This is a genomic window from Clavibacter michiganensis (genome assembly GCF_021216655.1).
In the GTDB taxonomy this organism is placed as follows: domain Bacteria; phylum Actinomycetota; class Actinomycetes; order Actinomycetales; family Microbacteriaceae; genus Clavibacter; species Clavibacter michiganensis.
In genome coordinates this window covers 2,788,746-2,806,460 of the sequence record NZ_CP080437.1, presented here as the reverse complement: position 1 = coordinate 2,806,460, position 17,715 = coordinate 2,788,746, and the positions used below count along the sequence as shown (strand labels likewise).

11 protein-coding genes are annotated in these 17,715 nt (G+C 71.2%); 6 read left to right on the top strand and 5 right to left on the bottom strand.

Annotated elements, in window-relative coordinates; all coding sequences use genetic code 11:
* Positions 1-9 precede the first annotated feature (9 nt).
* Entirely contained in the window at positions 10-1,086 is a 1,077-nt protein-coding gene (locus tag K0V08_RS13230) for an ABC transporter substrate-binding protein (protein ID WP_079531351.1), read from the bottom strand.
* Between the two features lie 30 nt (positions 1,087-1,116).
* On the opposite strand from K0V08_RS13230, the gene K0V08_RS13225 reads away from it, so the two are divergent.
* Positions 1,117-2,124: a FecCD family ABC transporter permease gene (locus K0V08_RS13225; RefSeq protein ID WP_079531350.1), complete on the top strand. Its 1,008-nt coding sequence runs from the start codon at positions 1,117-1,119 to the stop codon at positions 2,122-2,124.
* A complete protein-coding gene (locus K0V08_RS13220; RefSeq protein WP_079531349.1) occupies positions 2,121-3,152 on the top strand; it encodes a FecCD family ABC transporter permease in 1,032 nt (343 codons plus the stop codon). The genes K0V08_RS13225 and K0V08_RS13220 overlap by 4 nt, the downstream gene beginning before the upstream one ends.
* A gap of 20 nt (positions 3,153-3,172) precedes the next feature.
* Here the strand turns inward: K0V08_RS13220 and K0V08_RS13215 are convergent, their stop codons facing one another.
* Positions 3,173-3,835: a pentapeptide repeat-containing protein gene (locus K0V08_RS13215; RefSeq protein WP_079531346.1), complete on the bottom strand. Its 663-nt coding sequence runs from the start codon at positions 3,833-3,835 to the stop codon at positions 3,173-3,175.
* A gap of 214 nt (positions 3,836-4,049) precedes the next feature.
* On the opposite strand from K0V08_RS13215, the gene K0V08_RS13210 reads away from it, so the two are divergent.
* The 4 genes from K0V08_RS13210 to K0V08_RS13195 all read left to right on the top strand — a co-directional run bounded on the left by K0V08_RS13210 (position 4,050) and on the right by K0V08_RS13195 (position 12,190).
* Positions 4,050-6,854 (top strand): carboxypeptidase-like regulatory domain-containing protein, encoded by a 2,805-nt coding sequence (locus K0V08_RS13210; RefSeq protein WP_079531344.1) that lies wholly within the window; start codon positions 4,050-4,052, stop codon positions 6,852-6,854.
* A gap of 231 nt (positions 6,855-7,085) precedes the next feature.
* On the top strand, positions 7,086-9,353 hold the full coding sequence (locus K0V08_RS13205) for a carboxypeptidase regulatory-like domain-containing protein (RefSeq protein ID WP_079531340.1): 2,268 nt from the start codon (positions 7,086-7,088) through the stop codon (positions 9,351-9,353).
* Between the two features lie 169 nt (positions 9,354-9,522).
* On the top strand, positions 9,523-11,349 hold the full coding sequence (locus K0V08_RS13200; protein WP_079531338.1) for a carboxypeptidase-like regulatory domain-containing protein: 1,827 nt from the start codon (positions 9,523-9,525) through the stop codon (positions 11,347-11,349).
* A 91-nt stretch (positions 11,350-11,440) separates the two neighbouring features.
* Positions 11,441-12,190: a carboxypeptidase regulatory-like domain-containing protein gene (locus tag K0V08_RS13195; protein ID WP_079531335.1), complete on the top strand. Its 750-nt coding sequence runs from the start codon at positions 11,441-11,443 to the stop codon at positions 12,188-12,190.
* 50 nt (positions 12,191-12,240) lie between these two features.
* Here the strand turns inward: K0V08_RS13195 and K0V08_RS13190 are convergent, their stop codons facing one another.
* The 3 genes from K0V08_RS13190 to K0V08_RS13180 all read right to left on the bottom strand — a co-directional run bounded on the left by K0V08_RS13190 (position 12,241) and on the right by K0V08_RS13180 (position 17,612).
* Positions 12,241-14,679, bottom strand: coding sequence for a phosphoketolase family protein (locus K0V08_RS13190; RefSeq protein ID WP_079531332.1), 2,439 nt, complete (start codon positions 14,677-14,679; stop codon positions 12,241-12,243).
* 197 nt (positions 14,680-14,876) lie between these two features.
* On the bottom strand, positions 14,877-16,292 hold the full coding sequence (locus tag K0V08_RS13185) for a hypothetical protein (protein WP_128516956.1): 1,416 nt from the start codon (positions 16,290-16,292) through the stop codon (positions 14,877-14,879).
* 363 nt (positions 16,293-16,655) lie between these two features.
* The gene (locus K0V08_RS13180; protein ID WP_079531329.1) at positions 16,656-17,612 is read right to left on the bottom strand and encodes a manganese catalase family protein; all 957 of its coding nucleotides are present in this window, start codon (positions 17,610-17,612) and stop codon (positions 16,656-16,658) included.
* Between the last annotated feature and the right edge of the window lie 103 nt (positions 17,613-17,715).

The following is a 17,715-nucleotide window of genomic DNA, read 5'->3' as shown; positions in this document are numbered from 1 at the left end:
CCGCGCGGATCAGCCGAGCGCCGACCGCATCGCCTCGAGCACCGACCGCGCCGCCGTCGGCCCGGTGTTGAGGTAGAACACGTCGTCGTCCACGAAGGTCACCGCGTCGTCCTCGACCGCCTGCAGCGTCGGCCAGAGCGGCAGCCCGGTGAGCGCGGTGTCGTCGCCGCCCTGGACGCCCGCGAACACGTGGTCACCCTCGGCCAGGTCGATCTGCTCCTCGCTGATGTCGCGCGAGGTCTCGTCCGTGAAGTCCTGCGCCGTGGGGCGCGGGAGGCCCGCGTCCTCGGCCACGGATCCGGCGAAGGACGCCACGCCGAAGACGCGGATGCGGTCGGCGGAGGAGCGGAGGAACGAGACCGTCGGGCGGTCGGCGAGGCCCGCGCCGAAGGCGGCGGCGTCGGACTGGTAGGAGTCGAGCCAGGAGGCGGCCTGCTGGGTGCGGCCGACCGCGTCGGCGAGGAGCAGGAGGTCCTGCTTCCAGTAGAGGCCCGTGCCCTGCGTCGCGACCGTGGGCGCGATGGCGGAGAGGCTCGCGTAGAGCGAGGCCGCGTCCTTGCCGGTGACGTTCATGAGGATCAGGTCGGGCTTCGCCGCCGCGACGCTCTCGATGTCGGGCGAGATGCGGTCGCCGAGCGGCGCGACGGCGGCGAGCGCGTCGGCGTCCTCCGGGAACGCGCGGGTGAGGTAGTCGGGGACGACGGCCGCGCCGTCGGCCGCGGTGGAGGCGACGGGGACGATGCCGAGGGTGAGCAGCGAGTCGGCCTGGCCGGTCGAGATCACGGCGACGCGCTGGGGCGCCGCGGGGATCGCGGTCGTGCCCGCGAAGTGGACGACGGTGCGCGGGAAGACGCCGTCGGGCTGGCCGCTGCCCTTGCCGTCGGGCATGGTGCGCGGCGTCGTGTAGCCGGTGCCGGCCGCGTCGGCGTCGGTGCCTGCGCTGCCGGATGCGGATCCGGTGCCGGTGGATGCGGCCGGCGCGGCGCACCCGGCGAGCGCGACGAGGACGGTGGCGGCGAGCGCGACGCCCGCGAGGCGGCGGCGGGTCGGACGGCGGTCGGGTCGGAGTGGGGAGGCGATGATCACCGAGGCAGCTTAGGGTAGCCTTACCCGGCCATGCCACCGACCCGACCCGCGCCCGTCGCCGCCACCGCGGTCGTGGCCCTCGCCGCGCTCGTGGCGCTGTGCGCGGTGAGCCTCGCGACGGGATCCCGCGACATAGCCCTCGATTCCGTGTGGCACGCGATCCTGCACCCGGACGACGGCAGCCGGGACGCGATCATCGTCTGGCAGCTGCGGGCGCCGCGCACGCTCCTCGCGGTGGCCGTCGGCGTGCTGCTCGCGGTCACCGGCGTCGTGATGCAGGCCATGACCCGGAACCCGCTCGCCGAGCCCGGCCTCCTCGGCGTCAACGCGGGCGCCTCGCTCGCCGTGGTGCTCAGCGTCGCGGTCCTCGGGGTCGGCTCGGCAGCCGGCTACGCGTGGCCCGCGTTCGCCGGGGCCGCGATCGCCGCCGTGGTCGTGGTGCTCGTCGGGATGCGGGCGGGGCCGCGCGCGGATCCCACCCGCCTGCTCCTCGCCGGCACCGCGCTCACCGCGAGCCTCGCCTCCGTCACGGGCGTGGTCACGCTCTCCGACTCGCGCACCTTCGGCGACTACCGCTCCTGGGTGGTGGGATCCGTGGCCTCGCGCGACCCCGCCGACCTCGTCTGGCTCCTGCCGCTCACGGCCGTCGTGGTCGTCGGGGCGCTGCTGCTCGTGCGCCCGCTCGCGGTGCTCGCGCTCGGCGACGACACGGCGACCGCGCTCGGCAGCTCGGTCGGGCGCGTGCGGCTGGCGGGGTTCGCCCTCGTGACCGTCGCCTGCGGTGCCGCCACCGCGGTCGCCGGGCCGATCTCCTTCGTCGGGCTCGTCGTGCCGCACGCCGTGCGCCTGGTCGTCGGGCGGCGCGAGCGGCCCGTGCTGCTCGGATCCGTGGCGGCCGGGCCGATGCTCGTGCTCGGCGCCGACGTCCTCGGCCGGATCGTCGCGCGGCCCGGCGAGCTGGAGGCCGGCATCGTCACGGCGTTCATCGGCGCGCCCGTGCTGCTCGCGCTCGTGCTCCGGCGGACGGGCGCGCGGTGAGGCCGCGCATCCCGCGGCGGGACCGCGTCGTGCTCGGGATCCTCGTGCTCGCCGTCCTCGGCGCCGCCGCGGTGGGCCTCGGCCCGGGCGCCTACCCGCTGTCGCCGGCGCAGGCCCTCGACGCCCTGCTCGGCGGCGGCGACGCGCAGGCCCGCTTCATCGTCGCCGACCAGCGGCTGCCGCGCGTGGTGTGCGCGGTCGCGGTCGGGGCCGCGCTCGGCCTCAGCGGGATGGTGTTCCAGAGCGTCTCGCGCAACCCGCTCGGCAGCCCGGACGTCATCGGCTTCAGCACGGGCGCGGCAACCGGCGGGCTCGTCGCGATCCTGGTGACGGGATCCACCGCGGCCGCCCCCTCCTCCGCCGGGTCCATCGCCCTCGGCACGGTGGTGGGCGGCTTCGCGACCGCGTTCGCCGTGCACCTCATGAGCTCCCGCACGGCGACCACGGGCGAGCGGCTCGTGCTGGTGGGCATCGCGGTCGGCGCGATGCTGGCGTCGGTGAACGACTTCCTCATCACCCGCAGCGACCTCGAGCTGGCGCAGGCCGCCGCGACCTGGCGCTTCGGCACGCTCAACGGGATCTCCTGGCCGCAGGTCGCGCCCGCCGTGCTGGTGCTGGCGGTGATCGTGCCGCTCGCGTTCCTCGGCGAGCCGCCGCTGCGCATGCTCGAGATGGGCGACGACACCGCCCGCGCGCTCGGCCTCGACGTGGGCAGGTGGCGGACCGTGCTGCTCGCGGCGGGCGTCGCGCTGGCCGCGGTCGGGGTCGCGGCCGTGGGCCCGGTCGGGTTCGTCGCGCTCGCCGCGCCCCACCTCGCCCGCCGCATGATGCCCGGGAGTCGCGGCCGCATGCTGCCCGCGCTCGTGGTCGGGGCGCTGCTGCTGAGCGTCGCCGACCTCGTGGCCGGCCGCCTGCTCAGCCCCTTCCAGATCCCGGTCGGGCTCGCCACCTCCGCGATCGGCGGCCTCTACCTGCTGTGGCTGCTCGCGTCGCCGGACACGTCGCGTCGGGCGGCATCGCGCGGCTGATCCGCCGGGCCGGCCTGTCCTCAGTCCTCGACGCGCACGCGGAACTGCCGCGCGAAGACCGGCCCGAGCGCCATGAGCTGGGTCGAGTCGAGCACGGCGCCGCGGAGGCCGTCGGGGGTGTCGAGGTCCATGATCTCGGCGCCGCGGAGATCGAGGTGCGTGAGCGACGAGTCGGCGAGGTCGAGCGTGCCGATGGTGGTGCGGGCGAACGCGACGCGCATGCCGGCGGTGCCGCGGAGATCCAGCTCCTCGATGGCGCAGTCGGTGATGAGCAGGTCGGTGATCTTCGAGCCGCGCAGGTTCACGAAGCCGAGCTGGCAGTCGGTGATGTGCACGGAGGAGAGCGACGCGTCGTAGAGCTCGGCGGATCCCACGCGCGAGCCCTCGAGGCGCACGTCGCGCATCCGGATGCGCGGCGCCTTCAGCACGGGCGCGTCGAGGCGTGAGGCGAGAACGTCCACGAGGCTCGCGGCGGTGAGGTCGGCCTCGTGCAGGCGGATCCGCTCGAGCGCGCACTCCTCGAACCCGATGTCGACGAGGTCGGCGTCCGTGAGGTCGGCGTCGGCGAAGCGCAGCCGCTCGAAGGACGCGTGCGCGTCGAGGTCGGACGGGTCGCCGTCGGCGAGCCCCTCGAGCCGCGGGTCGCTGATCCGGGGCGGGAGGATGCGGGTGGATGCGGCCATGCGGAGCCTCCGATGCTCGGGTGGGCGTCGTCCGGCTGGCGACGCCCACCACGGTACGGGAGACCCCCGCGGGTCGCGGGTGCCGACGGCATCGACCCGATCAGCGGCGCATTGCGGGAACGGAGCCCGAACTGGGTACACGACAGCACCTGGGAGGAGCCGGTAAGCATGCCCGACGGCCGCACCCGAAGCGGCCCCCGGATCCAGGAGCACCATGACAACCGCACGCCGACGCGCCCTCGTCGGCCTCCTCTCGCTGGCCCTCGTGGCCTCCGCGCAGGCGGGCATGGCGACCAGCGCCATCGCCGCCGACGCGCCCGCCGGCACCGCCGCCGTCCGCACCACCGCCGTCACCTTCACCACCGCGCCCCAGCCGTCGATCACCGGCACCGCCCAGGTCGGCTCCACCCTCTTCGCCGTCACCGGCACCTGGGCGCCGCAGCCCGACTCGTTCACCTTCAAGTGGTGGAGCAACGGGGTCGCGATCTCCGGCGCGACCGGATCCGCGTACACGCTCGTCGCGGCGGACCTCGGCAAGAAGATCACGCTGACCGTGACTGCGAACAAGTCCGGCTACACGTCGCTCGCCAAGTCGAGCGCCGCGACCGCGACCGTGGCGGCCGCGCCCTCCCCCGTCGCCTTCACCACCGTGCCGACGCCGACGATCACCGGGACCCCGAAGGTCGGCACGCCGCTCACCGCGGCCACCGGCACGTGGGCGCCCGTGCCGACGACCTTCGCCTACCGCTGGTTCGTGGCCAACGTGGCCGTCACCGGCGCCACGGCCTCCACCTACACGCCCGCCGCGGCCGACGTCGGCAAGCGCATCACGGTCACCGTCACCGGCAGCCGCTCGGGCTACACGACCGCGGCGAAGACCAGCGCCGCGAGCGCTGCCGTCGTGGCCGCGCCCGTCACCACGCCGTCGACGTTCACGACCGTGCCGACGCCCACCATCAGCGGGACGGCCCAGGTGGGCTCGACCCTCACGGCCGCGACCGGCACCTGGGCACCCGTGCCGACGACGTTCTCGTACCGCTGGTTCGTGGCGAACGTGGCCGTCTCCGGCGCGACCGCGTCGACCTACGCGCCCGTCGCGGCCGACGTCGGCAAGAAGATCACCGTCACCGTGACGGGTGCGCGCTCGGGCTACACGTCCGCGTCGAAGACGAGCGCGGCGAGCGCCGCGGTCGTCGCCGCGCCGGCCGCCAAGGCCTTCGCGGTCGCGTCGTCGCCCACCATCACGGGGACCGTCGCCGTCGGCGGCGTGCTCACCGCGACGACCGGATCCTGGTCACCCGCCCCGGCCTTCACGTACCAGTGGTCGGCGGGCAGCACCGCGATCTCCGGCGCCACCGGCTCGACCTACGCGCTCGGCACGGCCGACCTCGGCAAGACGATCACGGTCACCATCACCGCGAAGGCCACCGGCTACATCACGACCGCCAGGACGAGCGCTGCCACCGCGGCGGTCGGGAAGCCGGCCATCGCGTCGACGCAGCCGGTCATCGTGGGAGACGCCCGAGTTGGATATCCCCTCCGTGTGGTGCCGGGGATCTGGACGCCCAAGCCGTCATTTACGTTCGTCTGGTACGCGAATGACGTGAAAATCGACGGGGCCAATGCGCAGGACTACACGCCCGGCTCGGCCGACATCGGAAAGCGCATCACTGCGACCGTGACGGGGACCGCGCCTGGTTACTCGGCCGTCGCACGTACGAGCGGACGCACAGCAGGCGTCGTCGGAATGGACACACAGCCTCCCGAGCAGGTCTGGAACGGAAAAGTCGTCGGCAACGTCTACCTCGACTTCGTGGATCCGCAGAACCTGGTCACAGAAGGCAACATCGATCTGGTCAACCCCGAATACGGCTGGGCCGACTACTCGGCTGCTATCGGGAACGGCGCTTACTCCATGTCGGACATCCGGCCCCGCGAGTACGGGCTGCGTGTCGAGGTCGAGGTCGCCGGGGAGTACATCATCCAGTACTTCGGACAGACCAACGACCTCAAGTCAGCCCAGACCTTCGCCGTGCAGTCGAATGGCACGATGACCATTGACGTGGTCGTCAAGCGATACGCCTCGGTGAGCGGAACCGTCTCGGCTACTGACGAGTTGACGGGCGACGTCCCGGTCTCGATCTTCAGGGCTGATGGCGACGGCGCCGAAGTCGGCTCGACCCGGACAGACCGGGGTGGAAGGTTCACCTTGCGGGACATCGTCCCTGGTACATACAAGGTGCGCTTCGGCTCTCCCACGCCTAATGACGGCGCCGTGGTCGGCGAATGGTTCGGTGACTCGGACACCCGAGCGTCCGGAAAGACGGTCACGATATCTCAATGGGGCCAAGCCGCCATCGGCGTCAATGCGGTGCTGACACCCGGCACTCGTCTCGCAGGACAGATAACGTCGCTGACGGGTGCCCTTGGTGGTGCTCAAGTCTCACTAGTCCCCCAAGACGACGTGGAGGGTCTGACGACCATGAACGTCACCGCGGATGCCGGCGGTTACTACGCCTTCCCCGCGATAGCTCCTGGGAAGTACAAAGTACTGGTGAGCAGCAGCCGGTCGTCAGCGCCGGTCTACGAGACACGGTGGGCCGGCGGGACGGGTTCGTTGGAGACATCAACGACGTACACGGCCGCTCGCGGGACTACCCTGCCGCGGGTAGACGTGCAGTTGGCGGTCAGCCCGTCCGTGACGGTGCAAGTGACGGGTCTCGCGGCAGCAGGGTGGGACCCGGACAGAGCACTGGTGTCCCTATATCAGGACGGTGTACGCAAGTTCTACAGCTGGGCCTGGAACGGTGATCCTGCCTTCCTCCGCGATCTGCCGCCGGGCACCTACAACGTCGCGATCACTTACTACGACGACGATTTCAACGCCAAGGCCTACTGGTGGAACGGCGGCACCTACGCTGACAGGTCCGAGATCGTGGTGCGCGCCGGGGACTCGATCTCCATCGTCGCGAAGGCGATCACGCGGGTCGCTCCTGCGGGGGCGCGCCTGGTCCGCTAGCAGCACGAGCACGACCGACGGCGCCGCCGCCGCCGCAGCCCGGGGTGGTGGCGGCGCCGTCGTCACGCGGACCGGTCCGGGTGACCGGCAGCGCGTCCGACGCGCGCGCCGCCCGCACCGACACCGGCGGCCGCTGCCCCGACCCGACCCGAACTGGGTACGGCGCCGGAGGGCGAGCGCGCGATAGGACTGGGGCAGGCCGCACGGACGCGGTCGGGATCCAGGAGCGTCATGTCATCTGCACGTCGTCGGGCCGTCGTCGGCCTCCTCTCGTTGGCGCTCGTCGCCTCCGCGCAGGTGGGGATCGCCTCCGGCGCATCCGCCGCCGAAGCGCCCACGCCCGCCGCATCCGCCGCCCCCGATGCCTCACGGGGGTCTGCCCCCGCCGCCGTGCAGGCCGCCGCCGCGTTCACCGCGTCGCCTCGACCCACGATCACCGGCACCGCGCAGGTCAGCTCGCCGCTCACCGCGGTCACGGGCACGTGGACCCCGGCGCCCGACTCGTTCTCCTACCGCTGGTGGCGCGACGGGGTCGCGATCTCGGGCGCGACCGACGCCCGCTACGTACCGGTCGCCGCCGACCAGGGGAAGAGGATCACCGTCACGGTCACCGCCGCGAAGAGCGGCTACACGTCCCTGGCCCGCTCGAGCGGCCCGACCGCGGCCGTCACGGCCGCCCCCGCCGCGCTGCCGTTCACCGCGGCGCCCGCGCCGACCATCACCGGCACCGCGGCCATCGGCAGCCCGCTGACCGCGGTCCCCGGGACCTGGACCCCGTCGCCGCGCTTCGCCTACCAGTGGTTCGTCGGTGACAAGCCGATCTTCGGCGCCACCGCATCCACATACACGCCGACCTACTCCGACCTCGGTCGCGCCCTGTCGGTGTCGGTCGCGGGGTACCGCGACGGCTACGCGACCACCGTGCGCATGAGCGCTCCGACGCCGGCCACCGTCGGCCGCGGCACTCTCACCACGGCCGTGCCCACCATCACCGGATCGGCCGTCGTCGGCTCCGCGCTGCGCGCCGTGCCGAACGCCTGGAGCCCCGACCCGACCTTCGAGTTCCGCTGGTTCGCCGACGACGAGGCGATCTCCAACGCCACGGGCGAGTACTACACGCCCGTCGCCGCGGACATCGGCAAGCGCATCACCGTCACGGTCACCGGCAGCGCGGTCGGCTACAACCCCGCCGCCCGGACGAGCGCCCGCACGGCCGCGGTCGTCGCCGCCACCACCCCGCCTCCCGTACCGGCGACCGGCACGATCGTCGGCCGCGTCTACCTCGACTCCGTCGCCCCCGGCAACCTGATCTCGTCCGGCGAGGTCATCCCCTTCCGCGCCGGCGCAGCCCAGGCCACGTCGGCGCCCATCGTCGACGGCGCCTTCCGCGCCGAGGGACTCCTGCCGGGTGACTACCGGCTGTTCGCGAGCGTGACCGTGGGCGGGCGGGAGCTGCGTCAGTACTACGGCGAGGCGGACGGCGTCACGGACGGCCGCACCTTCACCGTGCAGGCCGACGGCACCGTGCGGCTCGACGTCGTGCTCAAGCGCTACGCGACCATCAGCGGCACCGCGACGCTGTCCGACGGCAGCCCTGCGGTCGGATCCCAGGTCGAGGTCTTCCGGGTGCGCGGTGGCCAGGTCTCCAGCGCGACCACGGATGCGGCCGGTCGCTTCCTCGCCGACGGGCTGACCCCCGGCCAGTACGAGGGGCACTTCACCGCCCCGTTCACGAACCCGGACGGCGTCATCGGCGAGTGGTACAGCGACACAGACGACCGCAACGCGGCCACGCGCTTCACGGTCGGCTGGGGCCAGGCCGTGACGGGCGTCGACCCGACGCTGGACGCCGGGACCCGGCTCTCAGGGCTGGTCCGCGGACCGGACGGGACGCCGTACGCGGGCGCCGGCGTGTACGTCGTCCCCGAGGCGACGGCCCTGCTCGGCGCCGACCCTCGGACGGCGAGCCGCGCCGCGGGGACCGATGCGGTGGGCCGGTTCCGCGTCACCGGGATCCTGCCCGGCCGGTACTACGTGTTCGTCACGGCCGACCGCTCCGAGGCTCCCTCGTACGCGTCCCAGTGGCTGGGCGGCAGCGGATCGCTCGCCTCGGCGACGGTCTACACCGCGACACGCGGCGCCGACCTCCCGGCCGTGGACACGCGCCTCGTGGTCAGCTCCTCTGTGACCGCCACGATCTCGGGCTCGCCGGCAGCCGGCTGGGCCGGCCACGCCCAGGTCACCCTGTTCCAGGGCGGCACCGCGAAGAGGACCACGTTCGTCTTCCCGGGAAGCGACGCGTTCCTCGACTCGGTGCCCGCCGGCACCTACCGCGTGCAGGTGACGTACTTCCGCGACTACGTGCCGTCGTCCCGGTGGTGGGACGGCGGGACCGGCGCCGACCGCTCGGAGCTGGTCGTGCCCGCCGGGAAGGACGTGTCCCTCGCGATCCGCTCGGCCCCGGCGGTCGCGGCGACGGGCGCGCTGCAGGTCCGCTGACCGGGACCGCACGGCCGCTGACGCCGCCACGACCGCACCGGGTCGTGGCGGCGTCGTCGTCGTCGTCAGTCCGCCGCGCCCCCGTTCCGCGCGACACGTCGACAGCGGAGCCCGCCGCGCGGTAGGCATGCAGCGGCACCGCGGTCGGCGGCGCCGGACCGGGGGATCCATGCACGCACCACGTCGACGCGCCCTGATCGGGCTGCTGTCGCTCTCGCTCGTCCTGTCCGCGCAGGCCGGCATCGCGGGATCCGCCACCGCGGCCGACGCGCGGACCAGCGCAAGCACCACCGCGAGCGCGACCCGCGCCACGCCCGCCTTCACCGCGTCGCCCAAGCCGACCATCACCGGTACCCCGCGCGTCGGCTCCACGCTCACCGCCGTCACCGGCGACTGGGCGCCGAAGCCGACGACCTTCGGCTACCGCTGGTGGCGCGACGGCGTGGCCATCGCGGGCGCGACCGGATCCACGCTGAAGCTGACCGCCGCCGACGCAGGCGCGCGCATCGACCTCACGGTCACCGCGCGCCGGGGCGGGTACGCGTCCCTCGCGCGATCGAGCGGGTCGACCGCCGCCGTCGCGCCCGCCGCCACGACGCCGACGCCGCCCGCCCCGACGCCCACGCCCACGGCCCCGACGCCGGACCCGACGCCCGCTCCCACCCCGACCCCGACCCCGGATCCGACGCCGACCCCCGACCCCACGCCTCCCGTAGCCACGGTCCCCTTCACCGAGGCCGCCGACCCGGTGATCACGGGCGACGTGCAGGTCGGCCGCCCGCTGCGCGCCGTCTCGGGCGTGTGGGCCCCGCGCCCGACCTCCTTCGCCTACGCCTGGCAGGTGGACGGCGTGGCCGTCGCGGGCGCGACGTCCATCTCCTACACGCCCGTCGACGCGGACGCCGGGAAGCGGATCACCGCGACGGTCACCGGCACGGCACCCGGGATCACGCCCACCACCCGCACCAGCGCGGCGACGCCGCCGGTCGCGGCCGCGGGCGTCGACCTCCCCGAGCAGCCGTCGACCGGGAAGGTGGTCGGGAACATCTACCTCGACTCCGTGGATCCGGCCAACCTCGTGTCCTCCGGCGAGATCTACCTCGAGCCGGCGCCCTACGAGTTCAGCGACGGCCTCGTCTCCGGCGTCGTCGGTGGCGCGTTCGCCTTCTCGGGCGTGCGCCCGGGCGAGTACCGGCTGCACGCCTTCTTCACCGTCGGCGGGAAGTACCTCTACCAGTACTACGGGCAGACGAACGACGTGAAGCGGGCGCAGACGTTCGCGGTGCAGGCCGACGGGACCGTCCGCGTGGATGTGGTCCTCAAGCGGTACGCCACCATCCAGGGCACGGTCACGACGACGGGCGGGGTCCCCGCGAAGGGCCTCTCGGTCGCCGCCTACCGCACGTACTACGGCCAGCTCCTCGACTCCACGACGACGGACGCGCAGGGCGGGTACACCCTCTCGAGCGCGGAGCCCGGCGACTACCTGATCAAGGTCGGTACGCCCGTCGGCGACTCCCGCGGCATCATCGGCGAGTGGTACTCGGACGCCTACGACAGGGAGAGCGCGACGCCGGTGACGGTCGCGCAGTGGGGCACGCCGGTCACCGGGATCGACGTGGAGCTCAACCGCGGCGCGAGCGCGAAGGGCCAGATCTACCGGTCCGACGGGGTGGGCACCCCCGCGGCGTCCGTGCGCTTCGTCCCCGTGGCCGCGGCCGTGGAGGGAGCGGCCCCGACCACCGGCCTCGTCGCGTTCGTCGACCAGTACGGCCGCTTCAGCCTGAACGGGATCACGCCCGGCGAGTACGTCGTCTACGTCGCCGCGGCCGGCGAGACCCCGCGGCAGCTCCCGCGATGGGCCGGAGGCACCGGCACCCTCGCCACCGCGACCCGCTACACGGCGACGCTCGACACCCAGCTGCCGGCGATCTACGTGCAGCTCGCGCCGGATCCGACCGCCCGGCAATCCCGCGCCGCGCCGACCGCGCGCTGACCGCCCCCATCGGGGGTCGTGACCTCGGGGCGGCGGCGGAGTAGACCGGTCTCCCGACCGGCATCCCGCCGGTCCGAGCATCGGAGCGCCCATGCCATCCGTCCGCCGACGCGGTCTCGTCGGCCTCATCGCCCTGGCCCTGATCACCGCCGCTCAGGCCGGCCCCGCCTCCCCCGCGTCCGCGGATCCCGTCCCGCCCACGGCTGGCGCGACCGACAGCGCCACCACCGCCACCGTCGTCGGCCGCGTCTACCTCGACCGCGTGGATCCCCGGAACCTCGTCCGCACGGGCGAGGTCTCCCTCGAGCTGTCCGACATCCCGTTCGGCGACAGCGTCGACATCGTCGACGGCGCGTTCCGCTTCGAGGGGATGCGCGCCACGCGGTACACGCTGCGCGCCTGGGTCGCGCTCGGCGGCACGCCCGCGTCCCAGTACCTCGGCCAGGTCAACGAGTGGCGGGACGCGCGCTTCTTCACCGCGCCCGCCGGCCGCGAGACCCGCGTCGACATCGTGATCCGCACCCCCGCGGGCATCGGCGGCACGGTCACGCTCCCGGGCGGCGCGCCCGCCGCGGCCGCTCCCGTCGACGTCCTGCGCGCGACCGGCGACGGGCGCCTGGAGGCGTCCGGCTTCACGGACGCGTCCGGCCGCTACGCGCTCGGCAACCTGGAGCCCGGCTTCTACGTGGTGCGCTTCGGCACGCCGTCGTCGGATCCGCGCGCCTACCTCCCCGAGTGGTCAGGCGACCGCACGCAGCGCGCGCTCGCCACGCGCATCGCCGTCTCCCGCTGGGGCCAGGTGGTCACGGGAGTCGACGCGACGCTCGCGCCGGCCCCGTGATGCGGTCGCCCGACGTCGGCTGACGTCGGGCGGCCGCCGCGCGCCGCGGCTCAGGCGTTGTCGTCGCCGGTGTCGATCGCCGTCTGCCGCGTCGGATCCGCGAACGGCAGCCCCTCCGCGCCCGACACGTCGGCCATGTCCTCGCCGTGCTCGCGCGTGAACACGCGGTGCGCGATGCGCTCGTCGTCCATGCGCTGCGAGAGGCCCGCGTAGGTCGTCTCGAGGTGCGGCACGCGGCGGATCACGTCCATCACGAGCCGGAACCGGTCGAGGTCGTTGAGCATCAGCATGTCGAACGGCGTGGTCGTGCCGCCCTGCTCCACGAAGCCGCGCACGTGCATGTTCTCGTGGTTGTGCCGCTTGTACGTGAGGCGGTGGATGAGCGACGGGTAGCCGTGGAACGCGAAGACGACGGGCTTGTCGCGCGTGAACAGGGCGTCGAAGGATCCGTCGTCGAGGCCGTGCGGGTGCTGGGTGGAGTCCTGCAGACGCATCAGGTCGACCACGTTGACGAACCGCACGCGCAGCTGCGGGATCTCCCGCTTGAGGATCTGCACCGCCGCCATCGCCTCCACCGTCGGGATGTCGCCCGCGCACGCGACCACGACGTCGGGCTCGAGCCCGGGCACCTCGGTGCCCGCCCACTCCCACACGCCCACGCCGCGCGCCCCGTGGGCTCTGGCCTCCTCGAGCGACAGCAGGCTCGCGGTCGGCTGCTTGCCGGCGATGACCACGTTGATCAGGTCGGTGCCGCGGAGGCAGCGGTCCATCGTCACGAGCAGCGAGTTCGCGTCGAACGGCAGGTACACGCGCACGATCTCGGCCCGCTTGTTCACGACGTGGTCGAGGAAGCCGGGGTCCTGGTGCGAGAAGCCGTTGTGGTCCTGCCGCCAGACGTGCGAGGAGAGCAGGTACGTGAACGACGCGACCGGCCGCCGCCACTCCACCTTCGAGCTCGACTCGAGCCACTTCGCGTACTGGTTGAACATCGAGTCGACCACGTGGATGAACGCCTCGTAGGAGGTGAAGAGCCCGTGCCTGCCGGTGAGCAGGTAGGCCTCGAGCAGCCCCTGCGTGATGTTCTCGTTGAGGATCTCGATGACCCGGCCCTCGTGCGCCAGGTGCTCGTCGACCGGCAGCACCTCGCCCTGCCAGGCCTTCGCCGTGACCTCGTACACGTCGTCGAGCCGGTTGCTGGCGGTCTCGTCGGGGCCGAAGATCCGGAAGTCGAGCGGATTGCGGGCGATCACGTCGCGCAGCCAGCCGCCGAGCACGCGGGTCGGCTCGGCGATGACGCCGCGGCCGTCGCTGAGGTCGATCGCGTTGACCTCGAGCGGCGGGAGGCGGAGGTCGCGACGGAGCAGGCCGCCGTTCGCGTGCGGGTTCGCGCTCATCCGCCGGTCGCCCTCGGGACGGTTCGGCTGGAGCGCGGGGGTCAGGCGCCCGTCGCGGTCGAACAGCTCGTGCGGGCGGTAGCTCTCCAGCCACTCCTGGAGCTGGCGGAGGTGGTCCGGGTCGTCGCGGACGCCGGACAGCGGCACCTGGTGCGCACGCCACGTGCCCTCGACCTGCTTGCCGTCGACCTCCTTCGGGCCGGTCCAGCCCTTGGGCGTGCGGAGGATCAGCATCGGCCAGGCCGGTCGCTCCTCGCTGCCGCCCGTGCGGGCCGCGAGCTGGATCCGGCTGATGTCGTCGAGCGCCTCGCCCAGCGCGAGCGCGAACCGCTCGTGCACCGCGGCGTGGTCCTCGCCGTCGAAGCCGCCCGAGACGATCCGCGGGGAGTAGCCGTAACCGGTGAAGAGCGCGAGCAGCTCCTCCTCGGGGATGCGCGCGAGGATCGTGGGGTTCGCGATCTTCCAGCCGTTGAGGTTGAGGATCGGCAGCACCGCGCCGTCGGTCTCCGGGTCGAGGAACTTGTCGAGGTGCCAGCTGGAGGCGAGCGTCGCGGTCTCCGCCTCGCCGTCGCCGATCACGCACGCGACCACGAGGTCGGGGTTGTCGAGCGCGGCGCCGAAGGCGTGCACGAGCGAGTAGCCGAGCTCGCCGCCCTCGTTGATGGATCCGGGCGTCTCCGGCGCCGCGTGCGACGGCACCCCGCCGGGGAACGAGAACTGGCGGAACAGGTGGCGCATGCCCGCGCGATCCGGCGTCGCCGCCGAGAACAGCTCCGAGTACGTGCCGTCGAGGTACGCGTTCGCGACCATGCCCGGGCCGCCGTGACCGGGGCCGGCGATGTAGATCATGTCGAGGTCGCGCTCGATGATCGCCCGGTTGAGGTGCGCGTAGACGAAGTTGAGCAGCGGGGTCGTGCCCCAGTGCCCGAGGAGGCGCGGCTTGATGTCGTCGCGCGTGAGCGGCCGTTCGAGCAGCGGGTCGTCGAGCAGGTAGATCTGGCCGACGGAGAGGTAGTTGGCGGCGCGCCACCAGCCGTCCACGACGTCGAGGTAGAGGGGCGCGGCGGGGTCTCGGGGTGCGGGGTCGGAGGCCATGCATCAGCCTACGGCGGAGCCCCGGCGGGTGTCCCAGGGTCGGGCGATCCGGTCAGGGGGCTCGCAGGGGCGTGCCGGGTGCCAGCTTCGTTAACCGGCGCGCCTCCGCCGTGGCATCAATTATCACCCGAGGGAACCTCCAGGCAGTCGCATAGGACAGCGCGCCTGAACGTCAGATGCCACCAAGGCCCAAGAGCTTACGGACGCTTTGACTTCCACCCGCTCGGCACAGCTTCGAGGAGCCACTTATTAAGCCACTTCATGCCCCAGCCCGCTTCCTCGAGGCGCGTTTCAAGCCCATGTAGACCCTCGTGATACTGCCGCTCTGAATGAGCGTCTAGCTCTGCTGCTTTTTCAGTCAGCATGGCAACCGCCTGATCCGAGACCTCGGCAGTTTTCTGCGCACGATAACCCAAAAGTATCGACCCAATCAGCCCCAAGACGCCCCCAATACCCAACACCGCGTTACCCACCTTGAGCGCGAATGCATAGGTTCCATTGGGCAGAAGTGCATCAATTTCGCCCGCCCCCATGGCAACAAGGGAATAGTAACAGAAAACAAGCCAGCTTGGCTCGACCGCAAACCGGTATTGCTCTCCAGCAACTTTCCAAACTCCATAGTTGGCTACCGCAAAAACGTAGACTATCTGCACCACAGCAACAACTATGGTCGCGACATTAGCGACCACAATAGTTGCGCTCTTGCGGTACTGATCGAGAGCATATGCCCAGACATAGAGCAACCTGTGCACGAGCAGCGTCAGACCCGCGGCGTCGCGGTACTTTGTGGCGTCGTCCGCCGTCCAGTCATGAATAGAGGCTTTATCAGGCTGAACGGGGCTTATCAGTAGTTCGATGAAGTTCCGTCTGAATACAGCGCCGACAAACTGCTCCTGAGCGGCCCCAAACACTGAAGCGTTGAGCATGTCCTTGGCCGTAACCACCAGAGACCATACTAGCGTGGCCACGAGACACGCTGATGCCGCAAGCACCAACCCCTTAGTGTTCGACGCGGTTATTACGAAGGTCGCCAGCAATGCGATTGCAAGAGCACATACGACGAACTTTACACGCGCAAAAGCACTTACAACTAATCCCGCGAGCCCAATTGCAAAAGTAACACTCTTTTGCTTTAGAACATACTTTGGTAGCTTCCAAAAAAGCAGGACAAGGGGGTATCCGGCCACATAAGCTACAGCCAAGCCGAGAGTCCTCCTCTTCACGAGGAGTAGAACCAGCGCTATCAGGCAGAGCGCGACGATCGCGCGAATATCGGATAACCAGATATATTCGGGAGCCACATAGCTTATTATGAGTCGGTCAATATCCGTAAAAAATAGCTTAACGATAGCAAAGAGCCAAGCGGCTACGCCAAGAATATCGAGCAACAGCACGAGCCTGCGCCGCTTATTCTTTTTTCGAGAGGATCCGCGCTTTCGTATCGTCGGCTCGCGTGTCTGAGAAGTTGTGGTAACTACACTCTCCGTAAGAGCAGTTATTCGGCTCCAGATCTCATCTGCACTTGCTGCAGGCGGGTCGACAGTAGGCCTACGGGCCACATTTTGCGAACGCGCCAGCACCTTTTTATTTCGCCGCTCGTCCTTCTTTGTCATTTCACTCTTCTTCCCAGACATCCAAATGCTGCCGACATTGGCATGTCCGGACGAGCCCTGTGCGCGCACTATTGCTGCATCCGTAAGTTAGCACTTCACGGAAACACCATGTGCGGTGCACTCCCCCGAAGTGGGGGTCTTTCCGGCCGAAAATGTTGAAGGCGTGGGTGGTCGCGTGAGGGCAAAGGACGACAAATCACGTGCTCCGAAGTCGCCTATATCGTGATTAGCTTCATACTGAAGCGCTCATCACTTGCTGCCGGTGCGGAAATGGATCAGCTACAGGCGCGTGGCGCCCCGCACACGACGACGGCGCCGCCTCCCGAAGGAGATGGCGCCGCAGCGTGGTTCAGGCGGAGCGGATCAGGCCTTCGCGGTCGGCCCGTAGAACGCCTCGACCTCGGCCAGCTCGCGCTCGGCCGTCTCCTGGATGAGCGCCAGCAGGTCCTTGTCGAGACCCGGAGCGAACTCCTCGAGCCGCTCCGGCGCGATGGTCGACGGGACGCCGACGGGCGCCTGCTCGGTCGCGGTGAGGTCGGTGCCGTCCTTCGAGGGCGACGTGCCCTGGAAGATCCGGCCGGCCTCGCTCTTGCCGTCGAGGTCGAAGCTGTACTGCTTGCTCTGGAGGCCGAGGTCCACCAGCTTCTTCACCTCGGGGAACTGCTCCGCGTTTGTCTTCGGGATCGGCAGGAGCTTGCCCCAGTCGACGCCGAGCGTCTCGAGCGCCTTCGCGTAGGCGTTCTCGTGCGCCTGGTCGCGCACGATGAGGTACGCGACGGTCGCGCGGGCGACGGGGTTGTCCGTCATCTCGTAGATGCGGCACTTCTGCAGGCGGCCGGTCGACTCGAGCATGACGTTGTAGAGCAGGTCGAGCGGGAGGTTGCCCGAGTTGTAGACGTAGCTGCCGCTCCACGGGTTGCCGGCGGCGTCGACGGGCAGCGCGCCCTGGGCGCCCACGAGGTGGTGGTGGATGTTGCCGTGGTCGAGCGCGATGCTCAGCGGCGTCGCCCCGCCCTTGCCCGGGGTGTCGAGCGGGTCGGTGAGCCTGCCGGTGTACTCGGGCGAGCCGTCGAGCAGGCGCGAGATCGTGGTGCCGATGAGCTCGACGTGGCTGATCTCCTCGGTGCCGACGCCCTGGATCAGGTCGCGGTACGGCTTGGCCGCGGCGCCGCGGAAGTTCATCGCCTGGAAGAGGTACTGCATCATCGTGCGCATCTCGCCGAACTGGCCGCCGAGGCCCTCCTGCAGCGCGTTCGCGGCGGCGGGGTCGGGCTCGCCGTCGGCGATCTCGTTGATCCAGGTCTGTGCGTGGAAGTACATAGGGGCTCCTATTTCTCCGTGCGGCGAAACCGTCGCCCCTTCACCCTGCTCCGGATGGCGAGCGCTGTCCGGCCCCGCCGAGGGGGTTGCCAGGCGCGACACG

Coding starts and splice junctions, on each gene's coding strand:
- K0V08_RS13215 (WP_079531346.1), bottom strand. CDS start 3,835: ATGGCCGCATCCACCCGCATCCTCCCGCCCCGGATCAGCGACCCGCGG.
- K0V08_RS13210 (WP_079531344.1), top strand. CDS start 4,050: ATGACAACCGCACGCCGACGCGCCCTCGTCGGCCTCCTCTCGCTGGCC.
- K0V08_RS13180 (WP_079531329.1), bottom strand. CDS start 17,612: ATGTACTTCCACGCACAGACCTGGATCAACGAGATCGCCGACGGCGAG.
- K0V08_RS13190 (WP_079531332.1), bottom strand. CDS start 14,679: ATGGCCTCCGACCCCGCACCCCGAGACCCCGCCGCGCCCCTCTACCTC.
- K0V08_RS13205 (WP_079531340.1), top strand. CDS start 7,086: ATGTCATCTGCACGTCGTCGGGCCGTCGTCGGCCTCCTCTCGTTGGCG.
- K0V08_RS13200 (WP_079531338.1), top strand. CDS start 9,523: ATGCACGCACCACGTCGACGCGCCCTGATCGGGCTGCTGTCGCTCTCG.
- K0V08_RS13225 (WP_079531350.1), top strand. CDS start 1,117: ATGCCACCGACCCGACCCGCGCCCGTCGCCGCCACCGCGGTCGTGGCC.
- K0V08_RS13195 (WP_079531335.1), top strand. CDS start 11,441: ATGCCATCCGTCCGCCGACGCGGTCTCGTCGGCCTCATCGCCCTGGCC.
- K0V08_RS13185 (WP_128516956.1), bottom strand. CDS start 16,292: ATGACAAAGAAGGACGAGCGGCGAAATAAAAAGGTGCTGGCGCGTTCG.